This is a genomic window from Bacillus sp. CH_48 (assembly GCF_038008465.1).
GTDB classification, from domain to species: Bacteria; Bacillota; Bacilli; order Bacillales; family Bacillaceae_G; genus Bacillus_A; species Bacillus_A thuringiensis_S.
Map to the genome: position 1 here is coordinate 2448860 of NZ_JBBOZF010000001.1, position 26461 is coordinate 2475320.

A 26461-nucleotide genomic window follows, 5' to 3' on the forward strand; every position below is an offset into this window, starting at 1 on the left:
TTTAAAATTTTATATATAAATTTTATGATGCTATTGAGTGTATATAGAATTATATTAATTTAGGGAGATATTATGAAAAGATTGATTTTAGGAATCATAATTTTATTTTTAATGGTAGGATGTAGCAATGAAACCTATAAAAAAGCAATGGATCAAGGGAAATTGGCGTTAGCGAGTAAAGAATATGACACGGCAGTAGCATCATTTGAGCTAGCATTAGAAGAGAAAAAGGATGATAAAGAAGCAAAGGTATTAAAAGACCAAACTACTAAGATGATAAGTTCGATAAAAGAGAAATCGAGTGGAAATATAGAACAAGCAATAGGTTTGTTTCAAGAAGTAGAAAAGATGAAAGATGGTTCCGCAATCCTTCAAAGTCAAGCGAAAGAACAAAAAGATTCGCTCATAGAGCATAAAGAGTTAAAAGGTCAATATATAGGTCAATTGGAAAAGGCAGAGAAGTTAAAGAGTGATAAAAAGTATGAAGAGGCTAAAGGGATAGTAAATAAAATTGTTAACGATACTGGCCAAAATCAACAATTTATTTCGGAAAATCAACGGGCCGAAGAGCTGAATAAGCAAATCGATGGCTTACTAACTCAACAAGCAGAAGTTAAGAAAAAAGAGGAAGAGTTAAAAAATGAAAAGAAAAAAGAGGCTGATATTGGAAAGTTAAAGGGGTCTTGGATGTCATCAGAAAGTACAGACAGGCCAGTTGGGTTGGAAATAGAATCTATTAATAGTGAGAAAACAGGCGGAGAATTTATGGAACATAATATTTTTGGGAAAGGGACTACTATAGGAGACTTTCGAATATTAAGTGTGGACCAAGGGATTATTTCTGTAGAGCTTGTATTTTTAGTGGGGGAAATAAAGCATAAGGCTGATTTGAAAATTGAGGAGAACACATTAACTGTACATCATGAGTTTATGGGGAGTACTAAATCTGTGAAATTAGTGAGATCAGAGTAATTTATCCGGCTATTCGTCGGACAGTAAAACTTCCACCTCAAGATTCGGCTGGAGCAAAGAAGTTAGGTGGGAGATCCACTGCTCATAAAAGTCCGATTGGTGTGGGCTAATAATCAGCGGGGATGAAGAAACCCCCCACTAATTAAAGTTTCACTTTATTTAGTATATAAAAAGGAGGCTTCTAAAACGAAGCCTCCTTTTTAATTAACCTTCTTCCCACTCTTCCTCATCAACCATAAGAAATAAGGTGCTCCAAGTACAGCAACGACAAGTCCAGAAGGAATTTCTTTCGGATATGCAATTGTTCGTCCGAGTAAATCAGCAATGGAAAGAAGGATTGCTCCAAATAGTGCGGAGCAAACGAATAATCTTTGATGATTCATACCAACGACGATTCGTGCTAAGTGTGGCGCAACAAGACCTAGAAAGGCAATTGTACCGACAGCTGCGATATTTACAGATGCAAGTAGTGTTGCTAACACAATGAGGGCAAGGCGCGTTTTATTTACTGGTTGCCCGAGTCCCGTTGCTAAATCGTCTCCAAGTACGAGAACATCAAGTTGTTTTATTAAGAAAAAGATAATGAATACAAGAATTAGCGATGGATATAGAATGATATTTTCTAAGTGATTCCATCCTCTTGCATACGTGCTACCTGATAGCCATGTTAAAGCAGCAGCAACGTTCAAATTTGCTCTAACGATAAAGATTTGAATAATCGCTGAACCGAGAGCTGAAATACCAATTCCTATTAAAGCAAGGGCTGTTGGGCTAAATCCTGATTTCCATGAGAAGAAGAGAACAATTCCAACTGCAAGTAGTCCGCCGATAAATGCACCAATTGGTAGGAAGAAACCAGGAAGTGCGGGAAAGACATACATAATAGTTAAAGCACCAACACCAGCTCCCGATGAAATACCAATAATAGAAGGATCGGCGAGTGGGTTTCGTAATATACCTTGGAAAACAAGCCCACTTATTGCAAGGCATGCGCCAGCAATAGCAGCAACGAGCATTCTTGGTAAACGAAGGTTCATCATCATATTTTTATCAAATTGTGTTAATTGTCCTGATATAACATTTGTAATACTTTCGATATAAGCGTTACTACCGATTGTAACACCAAGAGTAATTGTCACAATGCAAAGTGTGATAGAGATAATGATTACCTTTTTATAAGAGTAATAGTGAGAACTAGCTCCAGCTGCATTCGCTCCGTTATCATTCATATATTGTTTCGATTTCATCATTCGATAGACTAAGTAAATAAGCCAAGGTGATCCAATCATTGCCGTGACTGCTCCGACAGGAAGTTCAGCCCCAGTTGGATCTATTAGTCTACCAACGACATCAGCTCCAAGTAATAGTACAGCTCCCCATAAGAAAGAAGAGAGAAGGAGAGTAAAGTGTTGACGGTAGCCAATAAGACGCATTAAATGTGGTGCAACTAAGCCAACAAATCCAATTGGTCCAACAACAGTTACAATTACTGCTGTTAAAAAGATCGCAGCAATGAAGGCGATAAGACGTGTTACTGCTGTTTTTTCACCAAGAGAAACAGCGACATCATCACCAAGTAAGAGAATGTTGAGTTTACGAGACGTAAATAGTAAAACTAGGAAAGAAATAATGATAAATGGAAAAGCAAATTGAACGCCATCCCAGTTATTTTGAATAAGAGATCCAGCTCCCCATAAAAATAAACCAGCTGTTTCATTTTCATAGAAAAGCTGCATCGTTCCGGTAAAGGCAGAAAGCATTAATGTAACGACCATACCAGCTAGTGCCATTCTAAGTGGGGTTCCCTTTTTTCCACCAGAAATACGGTATACAAATAAAGCGGTAATAGCACCGCCGATAAATGTGAAAAGAAGTGAATTAATTTGCAGACCTTTTGGTAAAAAAATTGTAGCCGCTACTAGAAAGAAATATGCGCCAGAGTGAATACCCATTGTACTGGATTCAGCAAGTGGATTTTTCGTTAATGTTTGTAAAATGACCCCAGATGCAGCAAGAGCACCTCCAGCTAAAATGGCAATTACGGCCCTAGGTAATCGAAGCATAATTAAAGTTTGATGCTCTAGTGATTGGTTCGGTGAGATAAGAGCATCAATAATCATACTATAGGAAATGTTTGCTTGACCTTGTCCGATATGAATAAAGAAAAGGAGGAGCAAGAGAGCTGCTCCTCCTCCGAATACAAGACTTGCTCGAAGTGTATGTTGTAGGCTATTCATTGTGTAATCACTTCTTCGCTGTCATTACATCTGCTACTTGTGTTGCTAAAGATGTTGCAGACTCAGGACCACCGAAAATCCAAGTGTCGCCTTTTAATTTATACATTTTGTTTTCTTTTTTGAACTTTAATTCTTCCCAAGCAGGGTTGCCTTTTAGTTGAGTGTCAAAAATGTTATCTTCATCCGCTACAATGTAAATGAAGTTTGAATCTTGTACACTTTGTAATGATTCTACAGTTGTTTGTTTGAAACCATCTGGCTCAGATTTTCCTGCTTCAAAAGTATTTGTTAAACCTAATTTTTTTGTAACTTGTAAAGCTAAAGAATTGTCAGTTAAGATACGGAATGTTGGTACGTTTTTAGCAGTAAATGCTTGTGCCATTGCGATGTTTTTATCTTTTAAGTCTGCTTTCTCAATTTTTGCTTTTGCATCAGCGAAGGCTTTATCCATATCAGCTAATACTTTTTTACCTTCTTCTTCTTTTCCAACTGCTTTTGCAATTTGTTTAAATGTTTCTGTCATTTCAGCAAAGTGATCGTTATTGCTTGTTGATGGATCAAACATAACTGTTGGTGCAATTTGCTCTAATTCATTTTTAATTGCTTTACTACGGAATGAAGCTGTGATAATTAAATCTGGTTTTAAACGGCTAATTTCTTCTAAGTTTGGTTGTTGACGTGTCCCTACATCTACAACATCTTTACTTGGTTTTGTTTTTGTATTTACCCATTTATTATAATTCTTAATGTCTGCCATCCCTACTGGCTGAACACCAAGTGCTAATAAGTCTTCTGAATATACCCACTCAAGTACAACTACTTTTTTCGCTGGTTTATCTAACTTTGTTTCCCCTTCAGCGTGTTTAATTGTTATAGCTTGATTTTTATTGTCCGCTTTTGTTTCCTTTTTCTCCTCTTTTTGCTGTCCGCATCCAACAGCGAATAGAAGAACTACTATGAAAATACTGAGAATTTTCTTCATCTTCTGCCCCCAAATTAAGTGTTTTTTGTAACTAGCACCATAAGTGAAAATGGTTATCAATTACAACACCCAAATCATACTATGAGGATAATTTAAGTGTCAATATTTTTTTAAAATTTTGAATAAAAATAACAAGTTATACGGATTTTTATATATTATAGTTGCTATTTATGAAGAATCAGCCTCTTTACTAAAAAGATTGGCGAATGTGGAAAGTTTAAATGGGAACTTGTCTGTGTACGAAAGCGTAATGTGTATGGTTAATAATCTGTGGAGATGGGGCGAAAGTACAAGCAAAAGGAGAGTGAATCGCATGTAATAATTACTAGAATGTATGGAGGAAATCTGTGTTTTATCCCCCACTAGGCTAAGTATTTCTTTGTTATTTAGATAGGTGTTTTTTGATTCGGTGATTGCGCTAAAAAGATCGAATGTAAAGGAAGTGATCAACATGTCTTCATGGAGCAATAACATAAATGGATATTGTGGGTGTAATAATCAAAATGGTGTACATGTTGATTCATGCTGTTTTAGTTGCGATGGGACAGTTCCTAAGGTTGGTCCGACGGGAGCGACAGGAATAACAGGAGCAACAGGCTCAACGGGAGCGACAGGCTCAACGGGAGCGACAGGAGTAACAGGCGACACAGGGGCAACGGGAGCGACAGGAATAACAGGAGCAACAGGCCCAACGGGAGTGACAGGAGTAACAGGAGCGACGGGAGTAACAGGCGATACAGGTCCAACGGGAGCGACAGGAGTAACAGGCGACACAGGGGCAACGGGAGCGACAGGAATAACAGGAGCAACAGGCCCAACGGGAGTGACAGGAATAACAGGGGCAACGGGTCCAACAGGAGCAACAGGTGGCACAGGCCCAACGGGGGCGACAGGAGTAACAGGCGACACAGGGGCAACGGGAGCAACAGGCCCAACGGGAGCGACAGGGGTAACAGGAGCGACGGGAGTAACAGGCGATACAGGGGCAACGGGAGCGACAGGCCCAACAGGAGCAACAGGCACAAGTATAACGGCAACATACGCATTTGCAAATAATACGTCGGGAACAGCAATATCGGTACTACTAGGTGGAACAAATGTCCCGCTTCCAAACAATCAGAATATCGGTCCAGGTATTACAGTGTCTGGGGGGAACACAGTATTTACGGTTGCAAATGCAGGGAACTATTATATTTCATATACAATTAATATAACCGCTTCATTATTAGTTAGTTCACGAATTACAATTAATGGGGCACCGCTTGCTGGGACTATTAATTCTCCTGCATTAGCAACGACATCATTTAGTGCGACAATTATTACGACCCTTGCGGCGGGGAGCGTAATTAGTTTGCAATTATTTGGTTTGTTAGCTGTTGCGACATTATCAACAACTACCCCAGGAGCGGTATTAACGATTATAAGATTAAGTTAATGACAAACTCTCTTACTCTTTTAAGATTAGGAGAGTTTCTACATATAATAAGAAGTTAATGAAGTAAAGCATAGTTATAAAAAAGTCAGAATATTATGATTGTAACGCTATGGTGACTATAATATAATGAAAATAACCATCATGAATGAACATTCATTTATCCCGCATTAACGGGCAGTAAGATCCCGCCTCAAAATTCAGCGAAAGTAAAGAAGTTAGCTGGGTGATTAACTGCCCGTAAAATCCCGATTGGTGTGGGCTAATAATCAGTGGGGCTGAAAAATCCCCACTGATTAAAGTTTCACTTTATTTTTTATGTATTTGAAGGGGGAATGAAGGTGGAAAAAACATGGTTGAAAAGTTATCCAGAGGAAATTCCTAGTACGATTTCTTATGATATTCAGCCACTTCATGGATATGTAGAACAGATGGCTTCTCGCTACCCAGAAAAGAAAGCGCTTCACTTTTTAGGGAAGGATATTACGTTTTCGGACTTCCATGATAAGGTGAAGAGGTTTGCAAATTATCTTCAAAAGCTCGGTGTGGAAAAGGGTGATCGAGTTGCTATTATGTTGCCGAATTGTCCGCAAGCTGTAATTGGTTATTACGGTACATTACTTGCGGGAGGTATCGTAGTACAAACCAATCCACTGTATACAGAAAGGGAATTAGAATATCAGCTTCATGACTCGGGAGCAAAAGTAATTCTTTGTCTCGATTTAGTGTTTCCAAGAGTAACGAATGTTCAATCTGCTACAAAAATTGAGCATATTATCGTAACTCGTATTGCAGACTTTTTACCATTCCCTAAAAATCTATTGTATCCATTTGTGCAGAAAAAACAGTCGAATTTAGTTGTGAAAGTATCAGAGAGTGAAACGATTCATCTTTGGAATTCAGTAGAAAAAGAAGTGAATACGAATGTTGAGGTGCCTTGTGATCCTGAAAATGATCTAGCTCTTTTACAGTACACAGGAGGAACAACCGGATTTCCAAAAGGAGTTATGTTAACGCATAAAAACCTCGTTTCTAACACTTTGATGGGAGTGCATTGGTTATATAATTGTAACGAAGGTGAAGAAGTCGTCCTTGGGGTTCTTCCATTTTTCCATGTTTATGGTATGACAGCTGTTATGAATTTAAGTATTATGCAAGGATACAAAATGGTCCTTATTCCAAAGTTTGATATGAAAATGGTTTTTGAAGCGATTAAGAAGCATAAAGTGACATTGTTTCCAGGGGCTCCAACTATTTATATCGCTCTTTTAAATAGCCCGCTTTTAAAAGAATACGATATTTCTTCTATTCGTGCTTGTATTAGTGGATCAGCACCACTGCCAGTAGAAGTACAGGAAAAGTTCGAAAAAGTTACAGGTGGTAAACTAGTAGAGGGATATGGTTTAACAGAATCATCTCCGGTTACACATAGTAATTTTTTATGGGAAAAGCGAGTGCCGGGTAGCATTGGAGTTCCGTGGCCAGATACAGAGGCAATCATTATGTCACTTGAAACTGGTGAGGCATTACCACCAGGAGAAATAGGGGAAATTGTAGTGAAAGGTCCTCAAATTATGAAAGGATACTGGAATAAGCCAGAGGAAACAGCGGCTGTATTGCAAGATGGCTGGCTCCATACAGGTGACGTTGGATACATGGATGAAGATGGATTCTTCTATGTAAAAGATCGCAAGAAAGATATGATTGTCGCGAGTGGATTTAATGTGTATCCTCGTGAAGTTGAAGAAGTATTATATGAGCATGAAAAAGTGCAAGAAGTAGTGACAATTGGAGTTCCAGATCCGTACAGAGGAGAGACAGTTAAAGCATTTGTTGTGTTAAAAGAAGGTACGGAGTGCTCTGAGGAAGAATTAAATCAGTTTGCACGTAAATATTTAGCGGCTTATAAAGTGCCGAAAGTATATGAGTTTAGAGATGAATTGCCGAAAACGACAGTAGGGAAAATTTTACGCCGTGTTTTAATGGATGAAGAGAAGAGAAAGAATGAGGATGAGCAAACGGGCTAAGGCCCTTTCTTTTTGAAAAAATAGGATTGACACTTTTCTAAATAGTCAGTATTATAAGAATATGAATGACTATTCATTCAGTCATCTTCTTGAAGGGGACAGTAAAGTGAAGAAAAATAGACCGAAATACAATCAAATTATTGATGCGGCAGTCATTGTGATTGCGGAGAATGGGTACCACCAAGCGCAAGTTTCTAAAATCGCAAAGCAAGCTGGGGTAGCTGATGGCACGATTTATTTATATTTTAAAAATAAAGAAGATATATTAATATCCTTATTCCAAGAGAAGATGGGAGATTTTGTCGAAACAATTCGTCAAAAAACAGCAGGAATTGAAAGCGCTGTATCGAAGTTATTCATGTTGGTAGAAACGCACTTCTTGCTGTTGTCACAAAATGATCCCCTTGCTATCGTTACGCAATTAGAGCTCAGGCAGTCCAATCAAGACTTGCGCCTTAAAATAAATGAAGTATTAAAAGGCTACTTACAAGTTATGGATGAAATTTTAGAGACTGGTATAAAACAAGGTGAATTTCAAGCAGATTTAAATGTTCGCGTGGCAAGACAAATGATCTTTGGAACAGTAGATGAAGTTGTGACCAATTGGGTAATGAGCGATCATAAGTATGATCTGGTCGCACTTTCAAAAACGGTACATGGGCTACTCATTGCAGCTTGTGGTTATCGTCAATAATGGGAGGGATCATGTTGAAATTCCTATCTGTAAGAGTTGAAGATCATATCGCGGTGGCGACGTTAAATCATGCACCAGCAAATGCGATGTCTTCACAAGTTATGCATGACGTTACTGAATTAATTGATCAAGTGGAAAAGGATGATAACATTCGTGTTGTTGTTATTCACGGTGAAGGACGTTTCTTCTCAGCAGGAGCAGATATTAAAGAATTTACATCTGTTACTGAAGCGAAGCAAGCAACAGAATTAGCACAGCTTGGACAAGTTACGTTTGAGCGTGTTGAAAAATGTTCAAAACCAGTTATTGCGGCAATTCATGGAGCGGCACTGGGCGGCGGCCTTGAGTTTGCTATGTCTTGCCACATGCGCTTTGCAACTGAAAGTGCAAAACTTGGTTTACCTGAATTAACACTTGGATTAATTCCTGGCTTTGCAGGTACACAGCGCTTACCACGTTATGTTGGGAAAGCAAAAGCTTGTGAAATGATGTTAACAAGTACACCAATTACTGGTGCAGAAGCATTGAAATGGGGACTTGTTAACGGATTGTTCTCTGAAGAATCACTTTTAGATGATACGCTTAAAGTCGCAAAACAAATTGCTGGAAAAAGTCCAGCAACAACTCGTGCTGTACTAGAGTTATTGCAAACGACCAAATCGTCTCATTACTATGAAGGTGTACAACGTGAATCACAAATTTTTGGTGAAGTATTTACGAGTGAAGATGGAAGAGAAGGTGTAGCTGCATTTTTAGAAAAGCGTAAACCTTCATTTAGTGGCAGGTAGTTCAATTATTTTTTTAATATAAATTAACAGAAAATTAAAATTGATAGAATCTTTCTGAAAAACAAGGGGGTAAATGGAATGAACATCTACGTACTCATGAAACGAACATTTGATACAGAAGAAAAAATCGTAATTAAAAACGGTGCAATTTACGATGGCGAAGCGGAATTCATCATCAACCCTTACGATGAATATGCAATTGAAGAAGCAATTCAAGTAAGAGACGCACAAGGTGGAGAAGTTACAGTTGTAACAGTCGGTGGCGAAGATAGTGAGAAAGAACTTCGTACTGCATTAGCGATGGGCTGTGATAAAGCGGTATTAATTAATATTGAAGATGATGTAGAAAATGGTGACCAGTTCACGACAGCAAAAGTGCTTGCTGAATATTTAAAAGATAAAGATGCAGATCTAATTTTAGGTGGAAACGTTGCAATTGATGGTGCATCTGGACAAGTAGGTCCACGCGTAGCTGAAGCGTTAAATATTCCGTATGTAACGACAATTACAAAACTTGAAATTGACGGTACAAATGTGAAGATTGAGCGTGATGTTGAAGGTGATACAGAAGTGATTGCAACTTCATTACCAGTGTTAGTAACAGCACAGCAAGGTTTAAATGAACCTCGTTATCCATCGCTTCCAGGTATTATGAAAGCGAAGAAAAAGCCACTAGAAGAATTAGAATTAGATGATTTAGATTTAGAAGAAGATGATGTGGAAGCAAAGACAAAAACAATTGAAATCTATTTGCCTCCTAAGAAAGATGCAGGAAAAGTGTTACAAGGCGAGCTGCAAGATCAAGTAAAAGAACTTGTATCGTTGCTCCATACAGAAGCGAAAGTAATCTAATAAAATACGAAATTATATATGCAGGAGGGAAAATCTATGGCTCGTAAAGTATTAGTAATGGGTGAAGTTCGTGATGGATCGCTACGTAACGTTTCGTTTGAAGCGGTAGCAGCAGCAAAAACAATTGCAGAAGGCGGTGAAGTAGTAGGTCTTCTAGTTGGAGACAGCGTTGCCTCTTTTGCAAATGAATTGATTCATTACGGTGCAGATCGCGTTGTGACAGTTGAAAATGATAAATTAAAATCATATACATCTGATGGTTATGCACAAGCGTTTTTAGCTGTACATGCTGAAGAAAATCCAGAAGGTATTGTCTTTGGACATACAGCACTTGGTAAAGATTTATCACCAAAATTAGCAGCGAAGCTTGAAGCTGGTTTAGTTTCTGACGTAACTGCTTTAGAGGTTGAAGGTGGAAATGTTATCTTCACTCGTCCGATTTACTCTGGTAAAGCATTCGAGAAGAAGATTGTAACAGACGGCATCTTATTTGCGACAGTGCGTCCAAATAACATTGCAACTCTGGAAAAAGATGAGTCTCGCAGCGGTGACGTATCTTCTATTACAGTTGATGTGAAGGATTTACGTACAATCATTCAGGATGTTGTCCGTAAAACAGCAGAAGGTGTTGATCTTTCTGAAGCGAAAGTTATTATCGCTGGCGGACGCGGTGTGAAGAGTGAAGAAGGATTTAAACCATTAAAAGAGTTAGCTGACGTACTAGGCGGCGCTGTTGGGGCATCTCGTGGTGCTTGTGACGCTGAATACTGTGAGTACTCATTACAAATTGGTCAAACTGGTAAAGTTGTTACGCCAGACTTATACATTGCATGTGGTATTTCTGGTGCGATTCAGCATTTAGCAGGTATGTCTAACTCAAAAATAATCGTTGCGATTAATAAAGATCCAGAAGCAAGTATCTTCAAAGTAGCTGACTACGGTATTGTCGGTGACTTGTTCGAAGTTGTACCTCTTTTAACAGAAGAGTTTAAAAAGTTAAAAGTACATTCATGATTTAAGTACCCTTGAGTTCCAAGTGAAGTACCCCTATATATAGAAAAAGGTGAGAGATCCCCTGTCTCTCATCTTTTTAGTATTTAATCCGTATTTTTATATAGTATAAAGGAACATTTTTTTGTTACAATACATAACGATACATATTATTCGCCACGTATATAAGTTAATGATATACTCTTGGTAGAATATACTTGAAGGAGGAAATAAAATGGCAATTGTAAACGCAAATGACCAAAGCTTCGCAGCTGAAACTAGCGAAGGTGTTGTATTATTAGATTTCTGGGCACCTTGGTGTGGACCTTGTAAAATGATCGCTCCTGTATTAGAGGAAATCGATGCAGAATTAGGCGAAAAAGTAAAAGTAGTAAAAGTAGATGTTGATGAAAACCAAGAAACTGCTCGTCAATTCGAAGTAATGAGTATTCCAGCTCTTTTCGTATTAAAAGACGGTAAAGTAGTTGATCAAGCGTTAGGTTACAAACCGAAAGAAGCGTTAGTAGAATTAGTTTCTAAACACTTCTAAAATAAAAAAAGCTACCAAATGGTAGCTTTTTTTATTTTCTTTTTTAGATCCTTTCCGTTACAATAAAGGAACGTATGTTGGGTGTTTTGGCATAGTATGTTTTCAAGTGAAAATAAAAATGCTAAGCATGTAGAAATGGAGGGAGACGAGTGCACGAACATTTGAAAGAAAAGTTGGCTATTTTACCAGATCAACCTGGTTGTTATTTAATGAAAGATAAGCAAGGAACGGTTATATATGTCGGAAAGGCAAAAGTGCTTAAAAATCGTGTGCGCTCGTACTTTACTGGTTCACATGATGGGAAAACACTGCGGCTTGTAGGAGAAATTGTTGATTTTGAATATATTGTAACCTCTTCGAATTTAGAAGCACTTATTTTAGAGTTAAATCTAATTAAAAAATATGATCCGAAATATAATATTCAATTAAAAGATGATAAAACATATCCTTTTATTAAAATTACAGCGGAGAAACAACCGCGCTTACTCATTACTCGAAATGTAAAAAAGGATAAAGGAAAGTATTTTGGTCCTTATCCAAATGCACAATCTGCTCATGAAACGAAAAAATTGCTAGATCGTATGTATCCACTTCGGAAATGCACGAATATGCCAGATAAAGTTTGTTTGTATTATCATATGGGTCAATGTCTAGCGCCTTGTGTGAAAGAAGTGACGGAAGAACAAAATAAAGAAATTGTAGATGAAATTATTAAGTTTTTAAATGGTGGGCATAAAGAAGTTCGTTCAGAATTAGAAATAAAAATGTATGAGGCCTCAGAGAAACTAGAGTTTGAACGTGCAAAAGAGTTGCGTGATCAAATTGCTCATATTGATGCGATTATGGAAAAACAAAAGATGATTATGAGTGACTTAGTGGATCGCGATGTGTTTGGATATGCAGTGGATAAAGGATGGATGTGTGTTCAAGTTTTCTTCGTTCGAAAAGGCAAGCTAATTGAACGTGATGTTTCTATGTTTCCGATTTACGATGAACCAGAAGAGGGCTTTTTAACGTTTATCGGCCAATTTTATGAAAACAGTAGTCATTTTAAGCCGAAGGAAATTGTCGTTCCAGGAAGTATAGACTCGGAATTAGTAGAGCGCTTTTTAGAAGTGGAAGCGACACAGCCGAAACGTGGTAAGAAAAAAGACCTTGTAGAATTAGCAAATAAAAACGCAAAAATTGCTCTTGAAGAGAAGTTTTACTTAATCGAACGTGATGAAGAACGAACGATTAAAGCGGTAGATCATTTAGGGAAGCAGCTTGGAATTGAAACACCGTATCGTATTGAAGCGTTTGATAACTCAAATATTCAAGGAACAAATCCCGTTTCTGCAATGATTGCTTTTATCGATGGGAAACCAGCGAAGAAAGAATATAGGAAATATAAAATTAAAACGGTTCAAGGGCCAGATGATTATGAGTCTATGAGGGAAGTTGTGAGACGCCGTTATACAAGGGCGCTTAAAGAAAATTTACCTTTACCGGATTTGATTATTATTGATGGCGGAAAAGGCCACTTGGCGGCTGCAAGTGATATTTTAGAGAATGAGCTCGGATTATATATTCCGATGGCAGGTCTTGTAAAAGATGACAAACATAAAACCTCCCATTTAATTATTGGAGATCCCCCGGAACCTGTGGTGCTTGAGAGAAATAGCCAAGAATTTTATTTATTGCAGCGTATTCAAGACGAGGTGCATCGATTTGCGATTACATTCCATCGTCAATTACACGGGAAATCTGTCATTCAATCAGCATTGGATGACATTCCAGGAATCGGTGATAAACGGAAAAAGGTATTGTTAAAACATTTTGGTTCATTAAAGAAGATGAAAGAAGCTTCTGTAGCAGAATTTGTCGAAGCAGGTATGCCAAAAAATGTTGCAGAGACGATTTATACGTATTTAACAGATAAGAAGACGTTGTAGTTTACAATGTCTTCTATTTTTTGTTATAATTTCTGAAGATTTAAAATAAATTGACGTGAATGAAAATACAAAAAAGTCAACTAAACTGATATGTCTAGTTGACTGTAGGTAATGCTTACACTTCAATGAGATCTTTTATATCCCATTTCACAAGAAATGTAATAGAGTCAGAACGTTTTTTCTTTTCTTCATATGACTCTGCAACGACGTTCCGTTGCTTTTGAATTTGTTCAGCGATGAATCCAGCTTCTAGTTGATAAGAAGAATGCCTTTTTTGTTTTTGACGTTCTGCAATGAGTGTGCCTTTAAGTTGGAACTGCATTTCACGACGCTTATGTTCAATAATGCTTAAAGTGCCCCAGCCAGCCTTTTCAAAGAACTGAATGACTTCTTCAATTGTTTCTAGCGGATATTTTCTTGCAAGGTTTCTACCAGACCAGTATAAAATACCATCTAAATCGTTGCCGATTAAATCAGGTAGTAATTCTTCACGTAGCAATTCATAAGCGAAGGCGTTCAATGAAACATCTTCTAAAGATGTTATATCGATTGTATTTTTACTCACAATATTCCCCTCTTTCTATAGGGATTATTATATAACATTTTTCATTTATAAAAACAGATTTTTCTTTAGGAAAATCTCAATATCTGAGAAGAAAAAAAGAATTGGCAAATTATATGCAAATTATGTATACGTTTTCTTGACGCTTCGACAAAAATAGGGGTAAAATGAACTTGTTATCAAATTATGCTGAAATATTTCGAATAATTTTTTCAGTTTTTCTTATGCCAATAGTGAAAAAACATTATTGTTATAAATTAATCTGAAAACAGCAGTCAAACATTCAAGGGGGTAATGGGGACATGAAAGGCCGCGAGTATACGTTTCGTAAGTGGCACTCATTAATGGGGGTCATCCCGGTTGGTGTCTTTTTGACGCAACATCTAATTGTAAACAACTTTGCAACAAGAGGAGCAGAGGCTTTTAACAAAGCTGCAGGCTTTATGGAGCTCCTTCCATTCCGGTATGCGCTAGAAATTTTCATCATCTTTTTACCGATACTGTACCATGCTATATATGGCTTATATATTGCATTTACAGCTAAGAACAATGCGGTTTCTTACGGTTATTTCCGTAACTGGATGTTCGTCTTCCAAAGAATTTCAGGTATCGTTACGCTGATTTTCATTTCTTGGCACGTCTGGGAAACTCGTATTCAAGCAATGTTAGGTAAAGAGGTAAACTATGATATGATGGCAGATATTTTAAACAATCCAGCTATGTTTGCATTCTACTTAGTTGGTGTTGTTTCAACAATTTTCCACTTTGCAAATGGACTATGGACATTCTGCATCAGCTGGGGAATTACAGTATCTCCACGTTCACAAAGAATCTCTACTTATGTAACATTAGCTATTTTCTTAGGTCTATCTTATGTAGGTGTGAGTGCATTATTAGCGTTCATCGATCCACAGCTAGCAAATCAGTAAGGAGTGGGAGAGCATGAAAGGGAAACTTATAGTAGTCGGCGGTGGCTTGGCTGGCTTAATGGCAACGATTAAAGCGGCAGAAGCAGGAGTGAATGTTGAACTGTTTTCTTTAGTACCAGTAAAACGTTCACATTCTGTATGTGCTCAGGGCGGAATTAACGGTGCCGTAAATACGAAAGGTGAAGGGGATTCTCCATGGATCCACTTTGACGATACAATTTATGGTGGGGACTTCTTAGCGAACCAACCACCAGTTAAAGCAATGTGTGAAGCAGCACCTGGTATCATTCATTTAATGGACCGTATGGGTGTTATGTTCAACCGTACGGAAGAAGGACTTCTTGATTTCCGTCGATTTGGTGGAACACAACATCACCGTACAGCATTCGCTGGTGCAACAACTGGACAGCAATTACTTTACGCATTAGATGAGCAAGTACGTCGTCATGAAGTAGCAGGACTTGTAACGAAATATGAAGGTTGGGATTTCTTACGAGCTGTTGTTGATGATGAAGGTGTGTGCCGAGGAATCGTTGCACAAGACTTACAAACTATGGAGATTAAAAGTTTCGGAGCTGATGCCGTGATTATGGCAACAGGGGGCCCTGGTATCATTTTCGGAAAATCAACAAACTCCATTATTAATACAGGTACAGCAGCGTCTGCTGTATATCAGCAAGGCGCATATTATGCAAATGGTGAGTTCATTCAAATTCACCCAACGGCAATTCCAGGAGACGATAAATTACGTCTTATGAGTGAATCTGCACGTGGTGAAGGTGGACGTGTTTGGACATATAAAGATGGTAAGCCATGGTACTTCTTAGAAGAAAAATATCCGGCTTACGGAAACCTTGTACCTCGTGATATCGCAACGCGTGAAATCTTTGATGTTTGCGTAGAGCAAAAACTAGGTATTAACGGTGAAAACATGGTGTACTTAGATCTTTCTCATAAAGATCCGAAAGAACTAGATATTAAACTTGGTGGAATCATTGAAATCTATGAGAAATTTACAGGTGATGATCCTCGTAAACTACCAATGAAAATCTTCCCAGCTGTTCACTATTCAATGGGCGGACTATGGGTTGACTATAAGCAAATGACGAGTATTCCAGGTTTATTTGCAGCAGGTGAGTGTGATTATTCTATGCACGGTGGTAACCGCCTTGGTGCAAACTCACTATTATCAGCAATTTATGGTGGTATGGTAGCAGGACCAAACGCAATTGAATATATGAAAGGTCTTTCTAAATCATCAGATGCTGTTTCGTCTACTGTATATGAGCAAAATGAATTAATCGAAACAGAGAAATTTAACAATATTTTAACGATGGATGGTAATGAAAATGCATATGTTCTTCATAAAGAGCTTGGAGAATGGATGACAGATAACGTTACAGTAGTTCGTGAAAATAAAAAGTTATTAGAAACAGATGCGAAAATTGAAGAGTTAATGGCTCGTTACAAACGTATTAACATTAACGATACAGCGAGATGGAGTAACCAAGGTGCTTCATTTACACGTCAACTTGCAAATATGTTTGAGTTAGCACGTGTTATTACAATTGGCGCATATAACCGTAATGAGAGCCGCGGGGCGCATTACAAACCTGAATTCCCAAATCGTGATGATGCAAACTTCTTAAAAACTACGATGGCAAAATTTGAAGGAGAAGGAAATGCACCAGCATTCCATTACGAAGACGTTGATGTTTCATTAATTAAACCACGTAAACGTGATTATTCTTCAAAACATGATGTAGCTGCTAAGGGTGAAGAGAAGGGGGATAAACAACATGTCTGAGAAAACAATCCGCCTCATCATTACGAGACAAGATGGACCAGATGCACAAGCGTTTGACCAAGAGTTTGAAATTCCATATCGTCCGAATATGAATATTATTTCGGCGCTTATGGAAATTCGTCGTAATCCTGTTGATTCAAAAGGGAATCAAACAACTCCGATTGCATGGGATATGAACTGCTTAGAGGAAGTATGCGGAGCATGTTCAATGGTTATTAACGGAAAGCCACGTCAATCATGTACGGCTCTTATTGATCAATTAGAACAGCCAATTCGCTTAAAGCCGATGAAGACATTCCCAGTTGTACGTGATTTACAAGTTGACCGCAGTCGCATGTTTAATGCTCTAAAACGCGTTAAAGCTTGGATTCCAATTGATGGTACGTATGACCTAGGTCCAGGACCAAGAATGCCTGAGAAAAAGCGTCAATGGGCTTATGAGCTTTCAAAATGTATGACATGTGGTGTTTGCTTAGAATCATGTCCAAACGTAAACAGTAAGTCTGACTTTATTGGACCAGCGCCGTTATCACAAGCTCGCTTATTCAACTCACATCCAACGGGTGAAATGCATAAAGCAGATCGCTTACGTGCAATTATGGGAGATGGAGGACTAGCGAACTGTGGTAACTCTCAAAACTGTGTGCAATCATGTCCGAAGGGTATTCCTTTAACAACTTCAATTGCGGCATTAAACCGTGATACAACAATTCAATCGTTCAAAGATTTCTTTGGTAGCGATAATAACTATTAATAAATATTGCCTCTTCATCTTGAAGGGGCAATATTTATAACTGTATTTTTCAGTTTATTCTGTTTTTTTTGAGAGGAAGAGGAGATAACGTTGAAGAGAATTTCTTATATTGAAGACTTCGAGAAATGGGAAAGTGGTTTTTTATTTTACAATCCTGTAAAGGTTCGTTTTGGTGAAGTAGATATGTTTGGACATGTAAATAATGTCGTTGCTTTTACTTATTTTGAAGAAGCTCGTATCGCGTTGTTTAAAGAACTTGGATTTATGCAAGAGTGGACACATACATCATCAGACACGATGATCGTTGTTGCGGATTTACAATGTAATTTTATTAAGCAAATATATTATGATGAACAGTTGAAGGTGTATGTAAAGGCAGGATCGGTTGGGAATTCTTCTTTGGATTTACATTATATGGTGAAGAATGCAGAAGGAGAGGTTTGTTTAGTAGGTCGTGGAATGATGGTTCAAGCGTCGAAAAAAACAGGAAGAGGCGAACCGTGGCCTGAAGAATGGAAGAAGAAATTACTACAATGATAGAGTGAAAGAAAAATAAGAGAGCAATTTGCTCTCTTATTTTTTGTCTTCCATTGCTTCTTCTAATGTTAAGTGATGTTTATATAGGTATGTAGCGTATGGATTACCAACGTAGCGTAAGTGCCATGGTTCATATGCATATTCTGTTGTATCTGTTTTATCTTCTAAGTAACGAATGACAAAGCCGAATTTATGAGCGTGTTCCGCGACCCAGTTTCCTTCTGCTGTCTCTCCGAAGATAGGCTCTAATTGAAATTTAGCTGTTTTTGAACTAATATCCATTGCTAAACCCGTTTGGTGTTCACTTGTACCAGGAATTGCGCTTACTGAATTAGCTTCAGCTTTTCCTTGACGTCTAACGTATGTATCATGCAACGATTTTTGACGTTTGTATGAACGATAACCAGATACAGCTGTAAGATCAATCCCTTCTTTTTTTGCAGCTTTGAACATGTTTTCAAGTGCTTCTGCAGCATCTTTGCGTAGTAGCGTTTTTTCTTTATCTTTTGGACTAGTGAATGGTACGTTTGGTCTTGTTAAGTCTTCAGGAGTGTATCCATCTGGTAGTTTTCGATGTTTATTAATTAAGACAAGATTAGATTTTGGATTTGTTACAACTGAAAAGTCATTGTCTATTTGCTTTGCATTATGATCAGCTTTTGGAAAAGCAGGAATCTCTTCTTTTGGGTGGTTATTATGTTTTTGACTTTCGACAGCTTTCGCTTCATTATGTAGTGGTGATTTAGAACCAAAGTAAGCGAAAGATGTGATACCGATTACAATAGTAGTGGCAGAAATAATTATTATCTTTTTCATAATGCCTTGTAATCACAGTCCCTTCTTAATAAAATATGTATCTTTTTTTATTATAAGTCTAGTTTGTTGGAAAAGAAATATAAGAGTCATAACGTAATAGAAATGCAAAGAAAATGTCAGAAAATGTGTGAATTTGTAGTATTTTTTTATATAATTCATTTCTTATCTTTCATGAATTGCATTTTTTATGTAATATATATACATAAGAAGATGTAGCGATTATCGAGAATAAAGAACTTCTTGTATAGACTAGGAGTGAATGGGAATGGATTTTGCAACAATTATTGGACTTATTTTAGGATTTTTAGCAGTGGTAGTAGGGATGGTCGTCAAGGGCGCTGACGTAACAGCCTTATTAAATCCTGCCGCAGCATTAATTATTTTTATCGGTACATTTGCTGCAGTATGTATTGCATTTCCGATGAATCAACTAAAAAGGGTTCCAAAACTATTTAAAGTTCTTTTTGGTTCAAATAAAAAGGATTTAAGTTATGAACAGTTGCTAGAATTATTTGTTCATTGGACATCTGAAAGTAGAAAATACGGTATTTTGTCTTTAGAGCAACAATTAGACAAAATTCAAGATGAATTTCTTTTGCGCGGTATGAAATTTGTGATTGATGGCGTATCCGCAGAAGATTTAGAGCAAATTTTGGAATCTGAATTAGAGGCAATTGAAGAAAGACATGCAAAGGGAGCTGCTATTTTTTCACAAGCTGGTACGTATGCACCGACATTAGGAGTTTTAGGTGCTGTTATCGGTCTTGTAGCTGCGCTTGGTAACTTAACTGATATTGAAAAGTTAGGTCATGCTATTTCGGGTGCATTTATTGCAACGATTTTTGGTATTTTTTCAGGGTATGTATTATGGCATCCATTTGCAAATAAGTTAAAGCAAAAATCTTCAGCTGAAATTGAGAAAAAACGTTTAATCATTGATTGTTTATTAATGTTACAAGAAGGTACATATCCGTTTATTATGAAGAACCGCATTTTAGGTGCACTTTCTGCAACTGAGCGTAAAAAGCTAGAAAAAGGAGCAGAAAAAAATGCGGAGTAAGAAAAATAGAAGAGGCAAAAAGAAAAAACATGATGAGCATATCGATGAAACGTGGTTAATCCCATATTCTGATATGTTAACGTTGTTATTTGCATTGTTTATCGTTTTATTCGCAATGAGTAGTATAGATGCTGCGAAGTTTAAACAGATGGCAGTTGCTTTTCGAAGTGAATTAGCCGGGGGAACAGGTAACAAAGAATTTTTAAGTGATCAAAAGCCAAATGATGAAAAAGAATTATCGGCAAGTAGCCTTGAGGCAGAACAAGCAAAAAAACAAGAAGAAGCTAGAGCTAAAGAAAAAAAAGAGATGGATGAATTGAAAGCATTACAAAAAAAGATTGATCAATATATTAATGAAAAACAATTATCCTCTTCTTTTCAAACTAAATTAACTGAAAAGGGATTAATGGTGACAATATTAGAAAATATACTGTTTGATTCGGGGAAAGCAGATGTGAAATTAGAATCTTTAGGGATTGCAAAAGAAATGTCTAGCTTACTTGTTTCAGCGTCACCTCGTGAAATTACAGTATCCGGTCATACGGATAATGTCCCTATTGCCAATGCACAGTTTGCGTCGAATTGGGAATTAAGTACGCAGCGGGCAGTTAATTTTATGCAAGTATTACTGCAAAATAAAGAATTACAACCAGAAAAATTTAGTGCGATTGGTTACGGAGAATACCGTTCGATTGCTCCAAACGATACACAAGAAGGAAAGGCAAAGAATAGACGTGTGGAAGTATTTATCTTGCCTTTAACAGAGAAAGCAAAATAAAGAGGATGGCGAATGCCATCCTCTTTATTTTACTTCAAATGATTTTAAGTTGTCGCGACGGATTTTATCTTTTTCTGCATCTGATTTTTTGAAATCATAATCATATAAAGCGCCTTCCCAATCGCCATACATTGGATTCGGGAAAATAATGAATTTCTCACCAAATTGTACTTTTGAATCTTCTACTGTTTGGTTACGATCTTTTACAGATTTTCCATCAAAACCTGTGAAATCAGATAAGTTATCACCGAAGAATAAGACAATATCATGAGTTTGAGAAACGAGTTCACGGCGTTTTTCTTTTCCTTTTTCTTTCGGATCTTGTAGTAATATATGTTCTTTCGTTGCTTGAGGAGCACCTACACGCTCAAGATTTTTAATTGTTGCATCTAGTTGGTTCGTTTTACGATTTGAGATATAGTAAATATCTACACCTTTAGACTCTGTATATTTTAAGAAATCAATTGCGCCTGGAAGGGCTTCAGCCTCAGCTTTGTTAATCCAATCATCCCATTTGTAAGGATAACCTTTGCCTGTTTTTACGCTCATTGCTTGATGAGGACTGTTATCTAAAACAGTTTCGTCTAAATCAAGTACGATAGCAGGTTTTTTCTCTGTCCCTTTTGCAAGAACTGCATCAAGTTTTAATTGACCAATGTTGTACCCTTGGTAGTAAAGTGCTTTCGTTTCACCGGCTGTTTGATACCATAAATCAGCCATTAATTGTTGTTCTGTTAATTTTACTTTCTCTTCTTTCGCCACTGTTTTCTCTGGTGTTCCTGAACATGCTACAAGTGATGTAGATAGAACCGCTACAGATAATAAAGTGGTAATGCCCCTCTTCATCTTCATATGTATCCTCCTTGATGTTAGAAAATCATTTTATATTATATATTAAAATATAATATTTTTATATGAACATTTGCATATTGTCTTTTATATATATAGTAGTATGTCCTATATTAGAAAGATGAGCAAAATAATAACAGTTGTTTTGACAAGTTTAATTGTCGTAATGACAATTATAATTGACAAAGAGCGCTTTATTATTTACAATTTTAACTAAATAGAACAAATGATGGATTAATGACGGTGTTTACATATAAGAGGATGAAGTGTAGCGCTATATTTTGTCTTGAATAAACATAGTCTTTGAAAGAGAGTACGAATGATACTAAAGGGGAGGCTTTAAACTTTGAGTTTACAAATTCAAAACTTAACGAAACAATTTGGGGAATCAAAAGCTGTTAACGGTTTACAAATTTCGTTACCAAAAGGTGAAGTACTAGGGTTACTTGGACGAAATGGTGCAGGGAAAACAACAACAATCAAAATGCTTCTCGGATTATTAACGCCTAATGAAGGTTCGATTACGTGGGATGGAAAAGCATTTGGGAATAGTGGCGTAACAATTGGGTATTTACCAGAAGAAAGAGGTTTATATACAAAAAGTAGAGTAATAGACCAGCTGCGATATTTTGGTAGATTAGAAGGGATGTCGAAGAAAGAAGTAGATCACGCTATTGATCACTGGTTAGAGCGTTTAGCGATACCAGAATATAAATTTAAAACGGCTGGAGAGCTTTCAAAAGGGAATCAGCAAAAAATCCAATTAATTGCTGCTCTTCTTCATAATCCGGAACTTCTCATTTTAGATGAACCATTCAGTGGCCTTGATCCAGTTAATGCCGGGATGTTAGCTAGTATTATTGAAGAACAAGTACAGAGCGGAAAGACGATTATTTTATCAAGTCATCGTATGGAACAAGTAGAGGCTTTTTGCCAACATGTATGTATTTTGAAAAAAGGTGAAGCAGTCGTAAAAGGACAGCTAAGTGATATTAAGAAAGAATACGGTTTCCGTAATTTAACGATTGAAGATACAGTAGAGAATGAAAAGGGATTAGAAGCTATACATGTATCGTATGAAAAACAACAAGGCCTTCTTTATGTGAAAGTACAAGGCGATGCGGAAGCTCTCGAGATTTTGCAACAGTTGCAAGAGCAAGGTGTTAGCTTACGACAATTTAAAATGTTAGAGCCGACGTTAAACGAAATCTTTGTAGAGAGGGCGAAATAACGATGCGTAAATTTTCTCACGTATTTTCATTTTATTTTAGGGAAGCGTTTTTATCTAAAAAATCATTAATTACGAGTGCGATTTTATTTTTAGTTGTGTTTGGGATTTTTGCATTTAATCATTTTACTTCAGGCGATGATAAAAATAAGGATAAAGATAAAATTGCAGTTGTAGTAGAGAGTTCCACATATAAAGTACAAAAAGATGAGCTAAATAAGCTATTGCCATCAGCAAAAATAACACTGGGTTCAAAGGATGATTTTGATAAACTGCATAAGCAAGTAGAAGATGGCGATTTAGATGGTCTATTCCATGTGACGGAAAAGGGTGGGGCTCCATCGATTACATATATGTATAATGGATTTCCAAGCCAAGCAACTTCCGCAATTATGGCAGGATATTTAAAGCAACAATATACGATGGTGACGATTGCCAAAAATAATGTTTCACCAGAAATTGCACAGCAATTACAAACAGAAATTCAAGTAAAGCAAGAAGCGATAAAAGATCGTACATCTTCTTTCGGAATTGCCTATTTCTTTACATTTGCTTTATATATGTTTATTGTAGCGTTCGGAAATACAATCGCAATGAATATTGCATCTGAAAAGGCGTCACGTGTAATGGAAGTAATGCTTCCGAAAGTGAAGCCTCTTACAATGATGTATGCGAAAATTTTAGCGGTTGTTTCAACGGCGTTATTGCAACTTGTCATATTGGCGTGTGGTTATCTTATTCCATATTTGTTGGGTTGGGTTGATTTAGAAAGTGCCTCACTATTTGGTATTCCAATTGACTTTACGAAATTAGATGCAAAGGTTATCAGCATGTTTCTTGTTTATTTCATTACGGGATATTTACTATATGCGATGATGTATGCTGCTGCTGGAGCTGTCGTGTCTAAGACGGAGGATTTACAAGCTGTATCTTTCCCGGTAATGATTTTAATTATGGCTGCATTCTTCATTAGTATTAAATCATTAAGTGATCCGAATAGTACTATCGTTGTTGTAAGTTCTTACGTTCCATTTTTTACACCGATGGTTACCTTCTCACGTATTGTAGCTGGTGAAGCAGGTATGCTAGAAATTACGATAACATTAGCGGTCTTATTGGCGACAATTGCGGTATTAAATGCTGTTACAAGCCGCATTTACGTAAATGGCGTAATGAATTACTCAGATAAAGTTAAATTTAAAGATTTAGCGAAATTTATAAAGCGTCAATAATGAGAGAAAAGCATGATTTCCTATTGAAATCATGCTTTTTCTTTATGTATAAATTAAAAATAGTATATAATAATAAGAGTTGTCTTTTAATAGAATGAATAAAAAGGAGGGTGTGCAGATGGGGATTAGTAGTCGTTTTACAGTAGGTGTTCATATGCTGACATTACTTGCGATAGATCGAAACTCTCGCTGTACCTCTGAATGGATTGCCGGTAGTGTGAATACAAATCCAGTTGTGATTCGTCGCATTACAGGAATGTTGAAGAGAGCAGGACTTGTTGATGTACAAGCTGGTAAAGGTGGTACGACACTTGCTCGAGATTTAGAAGAAATTACATTACTTGATGTATATAAAGCAGTGGAAGTTGTAGAAGAAGGACAGCTATTTTCCTTCCATGAAAATCCCAACATTGAATGTCCAGTAGGAGCTAATATTCAATCAGTATTAGAAATTATTTTAATGCAAGCGCAAGAAGCGATGGAAAACGTACTTGCAAATGTAACGGTAGATCAATTAGTTACAAATTTAAAGTCTAAAATGAAAGAATAAAAAAGCGAGCTTCCTCATAATGAGGGCTCGCCTTTTTTTTTATTCAGAAATATTGAAAATTCTATTTTTCAGTATTTAAAATGAATTTACCTACGATAGCTGCGAAGATACCACCAAGAATTGGTGCTACGATGAATACCCATAGTTGAGAAAGTGCTTCTCCACCAACAAATAAAGCTGGTGCGATACTACGAGCTGGGTTAACAGATGTTCCAGTTAACGGAATTCCTAATAAGTGAATTAAAACTAATGTGAAACCAATTACTAGTCCCGCTAAAGAAGAACTGCCTTTTTTACCTGTTACAGCGACGATAACTAAAATGAATACGAAAGTTAAAATGAACTCAACTAAAAATGCTCCAGATAAACCAAGAGTTCCGAAACCATTTTGTCCTAAATTATCTAAAGGTGTTTTAGCAGATTTTAAAATTGTTACTAACGTTGCAGTTCCTAATAAGCCACCTAAAATTTGAGCTAATACATAATAACAAAGTTCCATAGCGTTCATTCGTTTGTTGATGAACATAGCTATTGATACTGCTGGGTTAATGTGACATCCAGAAATTGTTCCGATGCTATATGCCATAGCTACAATAGATAGACCGAAAGCCATAGCGATTCCTAATGTTCCAATTCCTTCAATTCCGCCGCCAGTGACAGCTACTCCAGTTCCGAATAATACAAGTACAAATGTACCAATAAATTCAGCGATTGCTTTTTTTAACATAATTTACCTCCTATTAATGCGCATGAAACGTATTATAACATAAGTTTTAGTATAAACAGCCAATGAAGTACTATTCTGATAAGGCGAAATAGGGGGACAATAAAAAAGGGTATGGTTCATCTCTATAGAACCATACCCTTTTTTTATGCTGATTTTTTCTGTTTAACGACTGGAACAGAACGGTTTAAAATACTATTTGCAACCATTCCTAACATAATAATAATCATTCCAATGAGGGAAAGTCCTCCAGGGAATGAACCATTTAAGAAAATGATTTCGCCAAGCACGGTAAATACCATCGTTCCAGCTTGTGTTGCTTCAACTGCCCCGAGTAAGGCGAGGTTATCTTTTGCTAAGTCAGTAGCAAAGAAAAATGTCATCGTTGCAATAACGCCGGAACATAATGCTAATAAAAGCCCTTGAAGCATTTGGCTGGATGTTGGAATGCCAGTAGTAGAAAATCCATATACACCAAGCAAAATTGTTATAGGAAGACTTCCAATAGCCATTCCTAATACACGTTGGAACGTATCAAGGCGTCCGCCAACAAGTTCCATCATTTTTCGGTTACCGAACGGATATAAGAAAGCGGCTAATACGACAGGTAAAAAACCTGAAATGAACTGAGTCATTGTAATATGGCCTGCTGCAGTTGCTTGCATACAAATTACACCAAGTAAAATAAATAATGCAACATATAAGCTACGAAGTGGAATTTTTCCACGTACAAGTTTCGTACCTGATTTTGTTTCTATTTTCACGAAAAATAGTGGTGATAGTAGTAAACCAGCTAAAATCGTAACTTGCCAAGTTCCAGCAACGAGCCAAGCTGGAGAAAAGACAGCTGCGAAACTTAATAAAGAATAAAAACCAATACCTGCAACGGAACCCCATCCGATCCATGCTAATGGATGTTTTTTTAATTCTTCCCATAATCCCCTAAAGTTTTTGCGAAATAAAACGATAAGGAATAAAATAGGAAGAGCAAATAAAAAACGGAAGGAAGCTGTCCAAGCCCAGCTCGTTCCAGATACATTCATTGCTCTATTAATAATAAAGGTTGCAGAAAAAAAGGCAGATGATAAAAGACCTAATAAAATTGCGCGCATAAAGTATAGCACTCCTTTCGAAAATAAATAATTATGTATAGTATGATATACTTTAAATAAATAAA

At 37.0% G+C, this 26461-nt stretch carries 25 protein-coding genes; 18 read left to right on the forward strand and 7 right to left on the reverse strand.

Annotated elements, in window-relative coordinates; genetic code table 11:
- Nucleotides 1-72: 72 nt before the first annotated feature.
- Complete coding sequence (locus N2V92_RS12295; RefSeq protein ID WP_000825582.1) at nucleotides 73-972, forward strand: hypothetical protein; 900 nt, start codon at nucleotides 73-75, stop codon at nucleotides 970-972.
- Nucleotides 973-1172: 200 nt separating this feature from the next.
- On the opposite strand, the gene fhuB is transcribed toward N2V92_RS12295, so the two are convergent.
- On the reverse strand, nucleotides 1173-3209 hold the full coding sequence (gene fhuB / locus N2V92_RS12300) for a Fe(3+)-hydroxamate ABC transporter permease FhuB (protein WP_042595925.1): 2037 nt from the start codon (nucleotides 3207-3209) through the stop codon (nucleotides 1173-1175).
- Nucleotides 3210-3216: 7 nt separating this feature from the next.
- Nucleotides 3217-4191, reverse strand: coding sequence for an ABC transporter substrate-binding protein (locus N2V92_RS12305; RefSeq protein WP_000722824.1), 975 nt, complete (start codon nucleotides 4189-4191; stop codon nucleotides 3217-3219).
- A 451-nt stretch (nucleotides 4192-4642) separates the two neighbouring features.
- On the opposite strand from N2V92_RS12305, the gene N2V92_RS12310 reads away from it, so the two are divergent.
- From N2V92_RS12310 to uvrC, 8 genes are all read left to right on the forward strand, one after another.
- The gene (locus tag N2V92_RS12310) at nucleotides 4643-5626 is read left to right on the forward strand and encodes a BclA C-terminal domain-containing protein (protein ID WP_016100067.1); all 984 of its coding nucleotides are present in this window, start codon (nucleotides 4643-4645) and stop codon (nucleotides 5624-5626) included.
- Nucleotides 5627-5964: 338 nt separating this feature from the next.
- Nucleotides 5965-7650, forward strand: coding sequence for a long-chain-fatty-acid--CoA ligase (locus N2V92_RS12315; protein ID WP_000416317.1), 1686 nt, complete (start codon nucleotides 5965-5967; stop codon nucleotides 7648-7650).
- Nucleotides 7651-7756: 106 nt separating this feature from the next.
- Nucleotides 7757-8344: a TetR/AcrR family transcriptional regulator gene (locus N2V92_RS12320; protein ID WP_000742213.1), complete on the forward strand. Its 588-nt coding sequence runs from the start codon at nucleotides 7757-7759 to the stop codon at nucleotides 8342-8344.
- A gap of 11 nt (nucleotides 8345-8355) precedes the next feature.
- Complete coding sequence (locus tag N2V92_RS12325) at nucleotides 8356-9132, forward strand: enoyl-CoA hydratase (protein WP_000911292.1); 777 nt, start codon at nucleotides 8356-8358, stop codon at nucleotides 9130-9132.
- A gap of 78 nt (nucleotides 9133-9210) precedes the next feature.
- Entirely contained in the window at nucleotides 9211-9984 is a 774-nt protein-coding gene (etfB, locus tag N2V92_RS12330; RefSeq protein WP_001029028.1) for an electron transfer flavoprotein subunit beta, read from the forward strand.
- Nucleotides 9985-10020: 36 nt separating this feature from the next.
- Complete coding sequence (gene etfA / locus N2V92_RS12335) at nucleotides 10021-10998, forward strand: electron transfer flavoprotein subunit alpha (protein ID WP_000101957.1); 978 nt, start codon at nucleotides 10021-10023, stop codon at nucleotides 10996-10998.
- Between the two features lie 211 nt (nucleotides 10999-11209).
- Nucleotides 11210-11524 (forward strand): thioredoxin, encoded by a 315-nt coding sequence (trxA, locus tag N2V92_RS12340; protein ID WP_001018943.1) that lies wholly within the window; start codon nucleotides 11210-11212, stop codon nucleotides 11522-11524.
- Between the two features lie 149 nt (nucleotides 11525-11673).
- On the forward strand, nucleotides 11674-13458 hold the full coding sequence (gene uvrC, locus N2V92_RS12345; protein ID WP_000544294.1) for an excinuclease ABC subunit C: 1785 nt from the start codon (nucleotides 11674-11676) through the stop codon (nucleotides 13456-13458).
- A 115-nt stretch (nucleotides 13459-13573) separates the two neighbouring features.
- Here the strand turns inward: uvrC and N2V92_RS12350 are convergent, their stop codons facing one another.
- Nucleotides 13574-14023 (reverse strand): YslB family protein, encoded by a 450-nt coding sequence (locus N2V92_RS12350; protein WP_000042214.1) that lies wholly within the window; start codon nucleotides 14021-14023, stop codon nucleotides 13574-13576.
- Between the two features lie 299 nt (nucleotides 14024-14322).
- Between N2V92_RS12350 and sdhC the strand changes: the two genes are divergently transcribed.
- From sdhC to N2V92_RS12370, 4 genes are all read left to right on the forward strand, one after another.
- On the forward strand, nucleotides 14323-14949 hold the full coding sequence (sdhC, locus tag N2V92_RS12355) for a succinate dehydrogenase cytochrome B558 (RefSeq protein ID WP_000678354.1): 627 nt from the start codon (nucleotides 14323-14325) through the stop codon (nucleotides 14947-14949).
- 13 nt (nucleotides 14950-14962) lie between these two features.
- The gene (gene sdhA, locus N2V92_RS12360) at nucleotides 14963-16756 is read left to right on the forward strand and encodes a succinate dehydrogenase flavoprotein subunit (RefSeq protein ID WP_000676742.1); all 1794 of its coding nucleotides are present in this window, start codon (nucleotides 14963-14965) and stop codon (nucleotides 16754-16756) included.
- Nucleotides 16749-17510, forward strand: a complete 762-nt coding sequence (sdhB, locus tag N2V92_RS12365) for a succinate dehydrogenase iron-sulfur subunit (RefSeq protein ID WP_001291827.1) — start codon at nucleotides 16749-16751, stop codon at nucleotides 17508-17510. The genes sdhA and sdhB overlap by 8 nt, the downstream gene beginning before the upstream one ends.
- A 90-nt stretch (nucleotides 17511-17600) precedes the next feature.
- Nucleotides 17601-18047 carry an acyl-CoA thioesterase gene (locus N2V92_RS12370; RefSeq protein WP_000822726.1) on the forward strand — a complete coding sequence of 149 codons (447 nt, stop codon included), beginning with the start codon at nucleotides 17601-17603 and terminating at the stop codon, nucleotides 18045-18047.
- 36 nt (nucleotides 18048-18083) lie between these two features.
- Here N2V92_RS12370 and N2V92_RS12375 read toward each other — a convergent pair whose 3' ends face one another.
- Nucleotides 18084-18863 (reverse strand): M15 family metallopeptidase, encoded by a 780-nt coding sequence (locus N2V92_RS12375; RefSeq protein WP_000720195.1) that lies wholly within the window; start codon nucleotides 18861-18863, stop codon nucleotides 18084-18086.
- 265 nt (nucleotides 18864-19128) lie between these two features.
- Between N2V92_RS12375 and motA the strand changes: the two genes are divergently transcribed.
- Nucleotides 19129-19923, forward strand: coding sequence for a flagellar motor stator protein MotA (motA, locus tag N2V92_RS12380; RefSeq protein WP_000344851.1), 795 nt, complete (start codon nucleotides 19129-19131; stop codon nucleotides 19921-19923).
- Nucleotides 19913-20701 (forward strand): flagellar motor protein MotB, encoded by a 789-nt coding sequence (motB, locus tag N2V92_RS12385; protein ID WP_001256733.1) that lies wholly within the window; start codon nucleotides 19913-19915, stop codon nucleotides 20699-20701. Before motA ends, motB begins: the two co-directional genes overlap by 11 nt.
- A gap of 24 nt (nucleotides 20702-20725) precedes the next feature.
- On the opposite strand, the gene N2V92_RS12390 is transcribed toward motB, so the two are convergent.
- Nucleotides 20726-21553, reverse strand: a complete 828-nt coding sequence (locus tag N2V92_RS12390; protein WP_000782773.1) for a 5'-nucleotidase, lipoprotein e(P4) family — start codon at nucleotides 21551-21553, stop codon at nucleotides 20726-20728.
- A 343-nt stretch (nucleotides 21554-21896) separates the two neighbouring features.
- Between N2V92_RS12390 and N2V92_RS12395 the strand changes: the two genes are divergently transcribed.
- From N2V92_RS12395 to N2V92_RS12405, 3 genes are all read left to right on the forward strand, one after another.
- Complete coding sequence (locus N2V92_RS12395; protein ID WP_000058118.1) at nucleotides 21897-22781, forward strand: ABC transporter ATP-binding protein; 885 nt, start codon at nucleotides 21897-21899, stop codon at nucleotides 22779-22781.
- 2 nt (nucleotides 22782-22783) lie between these two features.
- Nucleotides 22784-24010: an ABC transporter permease gene (locus N2V92_RS12400; RefSeq protein ID WP_001224985.1), complete on the forward strand. Its 1227-nt coding sequence runs from the start codon at nucleotides 22784-22786 to the stop codon at nucleotides 24008-24010.
- A 118-nt stretch (nucleotides 24011-24128) separates the two neighbouring features.
- Nucleotides 24129-24560: an Rrf2 family transcriptional regulator gene (locus N2V92_RS12405; protein ID WP_000512998.1), complete on the forward strand. Its 432-nt coding sequence runs from the start codon at nucleotides 24129-24131 to the stop codon at nucleotides 24558-24560.
- 61 nt (nucleotides 24561-24621) lie between these two features.
- On the opposite strand, the gene N2V92_RS12410 is transcribed toward N2V92_RS12405, so the two are convergent.
- Together N2V92_RS12410 and N2V92_RS12415 are read right to left on the reverse strand one after the other, a co-directional pair.
- Nucleotides 24622-25287, reverse strand: coding sequence for an aquaporin (locus N2V92_RS12410; RefSeq protein ID WP_000913211.1), 666 nt, complete (start codon nucleotides 25285-25287; stop codon nucleotides 24622-24624).
- A 143-nt stretch (nucleotides 25288-25430) separates the two neighbouring features.
- Nucleotides 25431-26396 carry a DMT family transporter gene (locus N2V92_RS12415; protein WP_001201632.1) on the reverse strand — a complete coding sequence of 322 codons (966 nt, stop codon included), beginning with the start codon at nucleotides 26394-26396 and terminating at the stop codon, nucleotides 25431-25433.
- Nucleotides 26397-26461 lie beyond the last annotated feature (65 nt).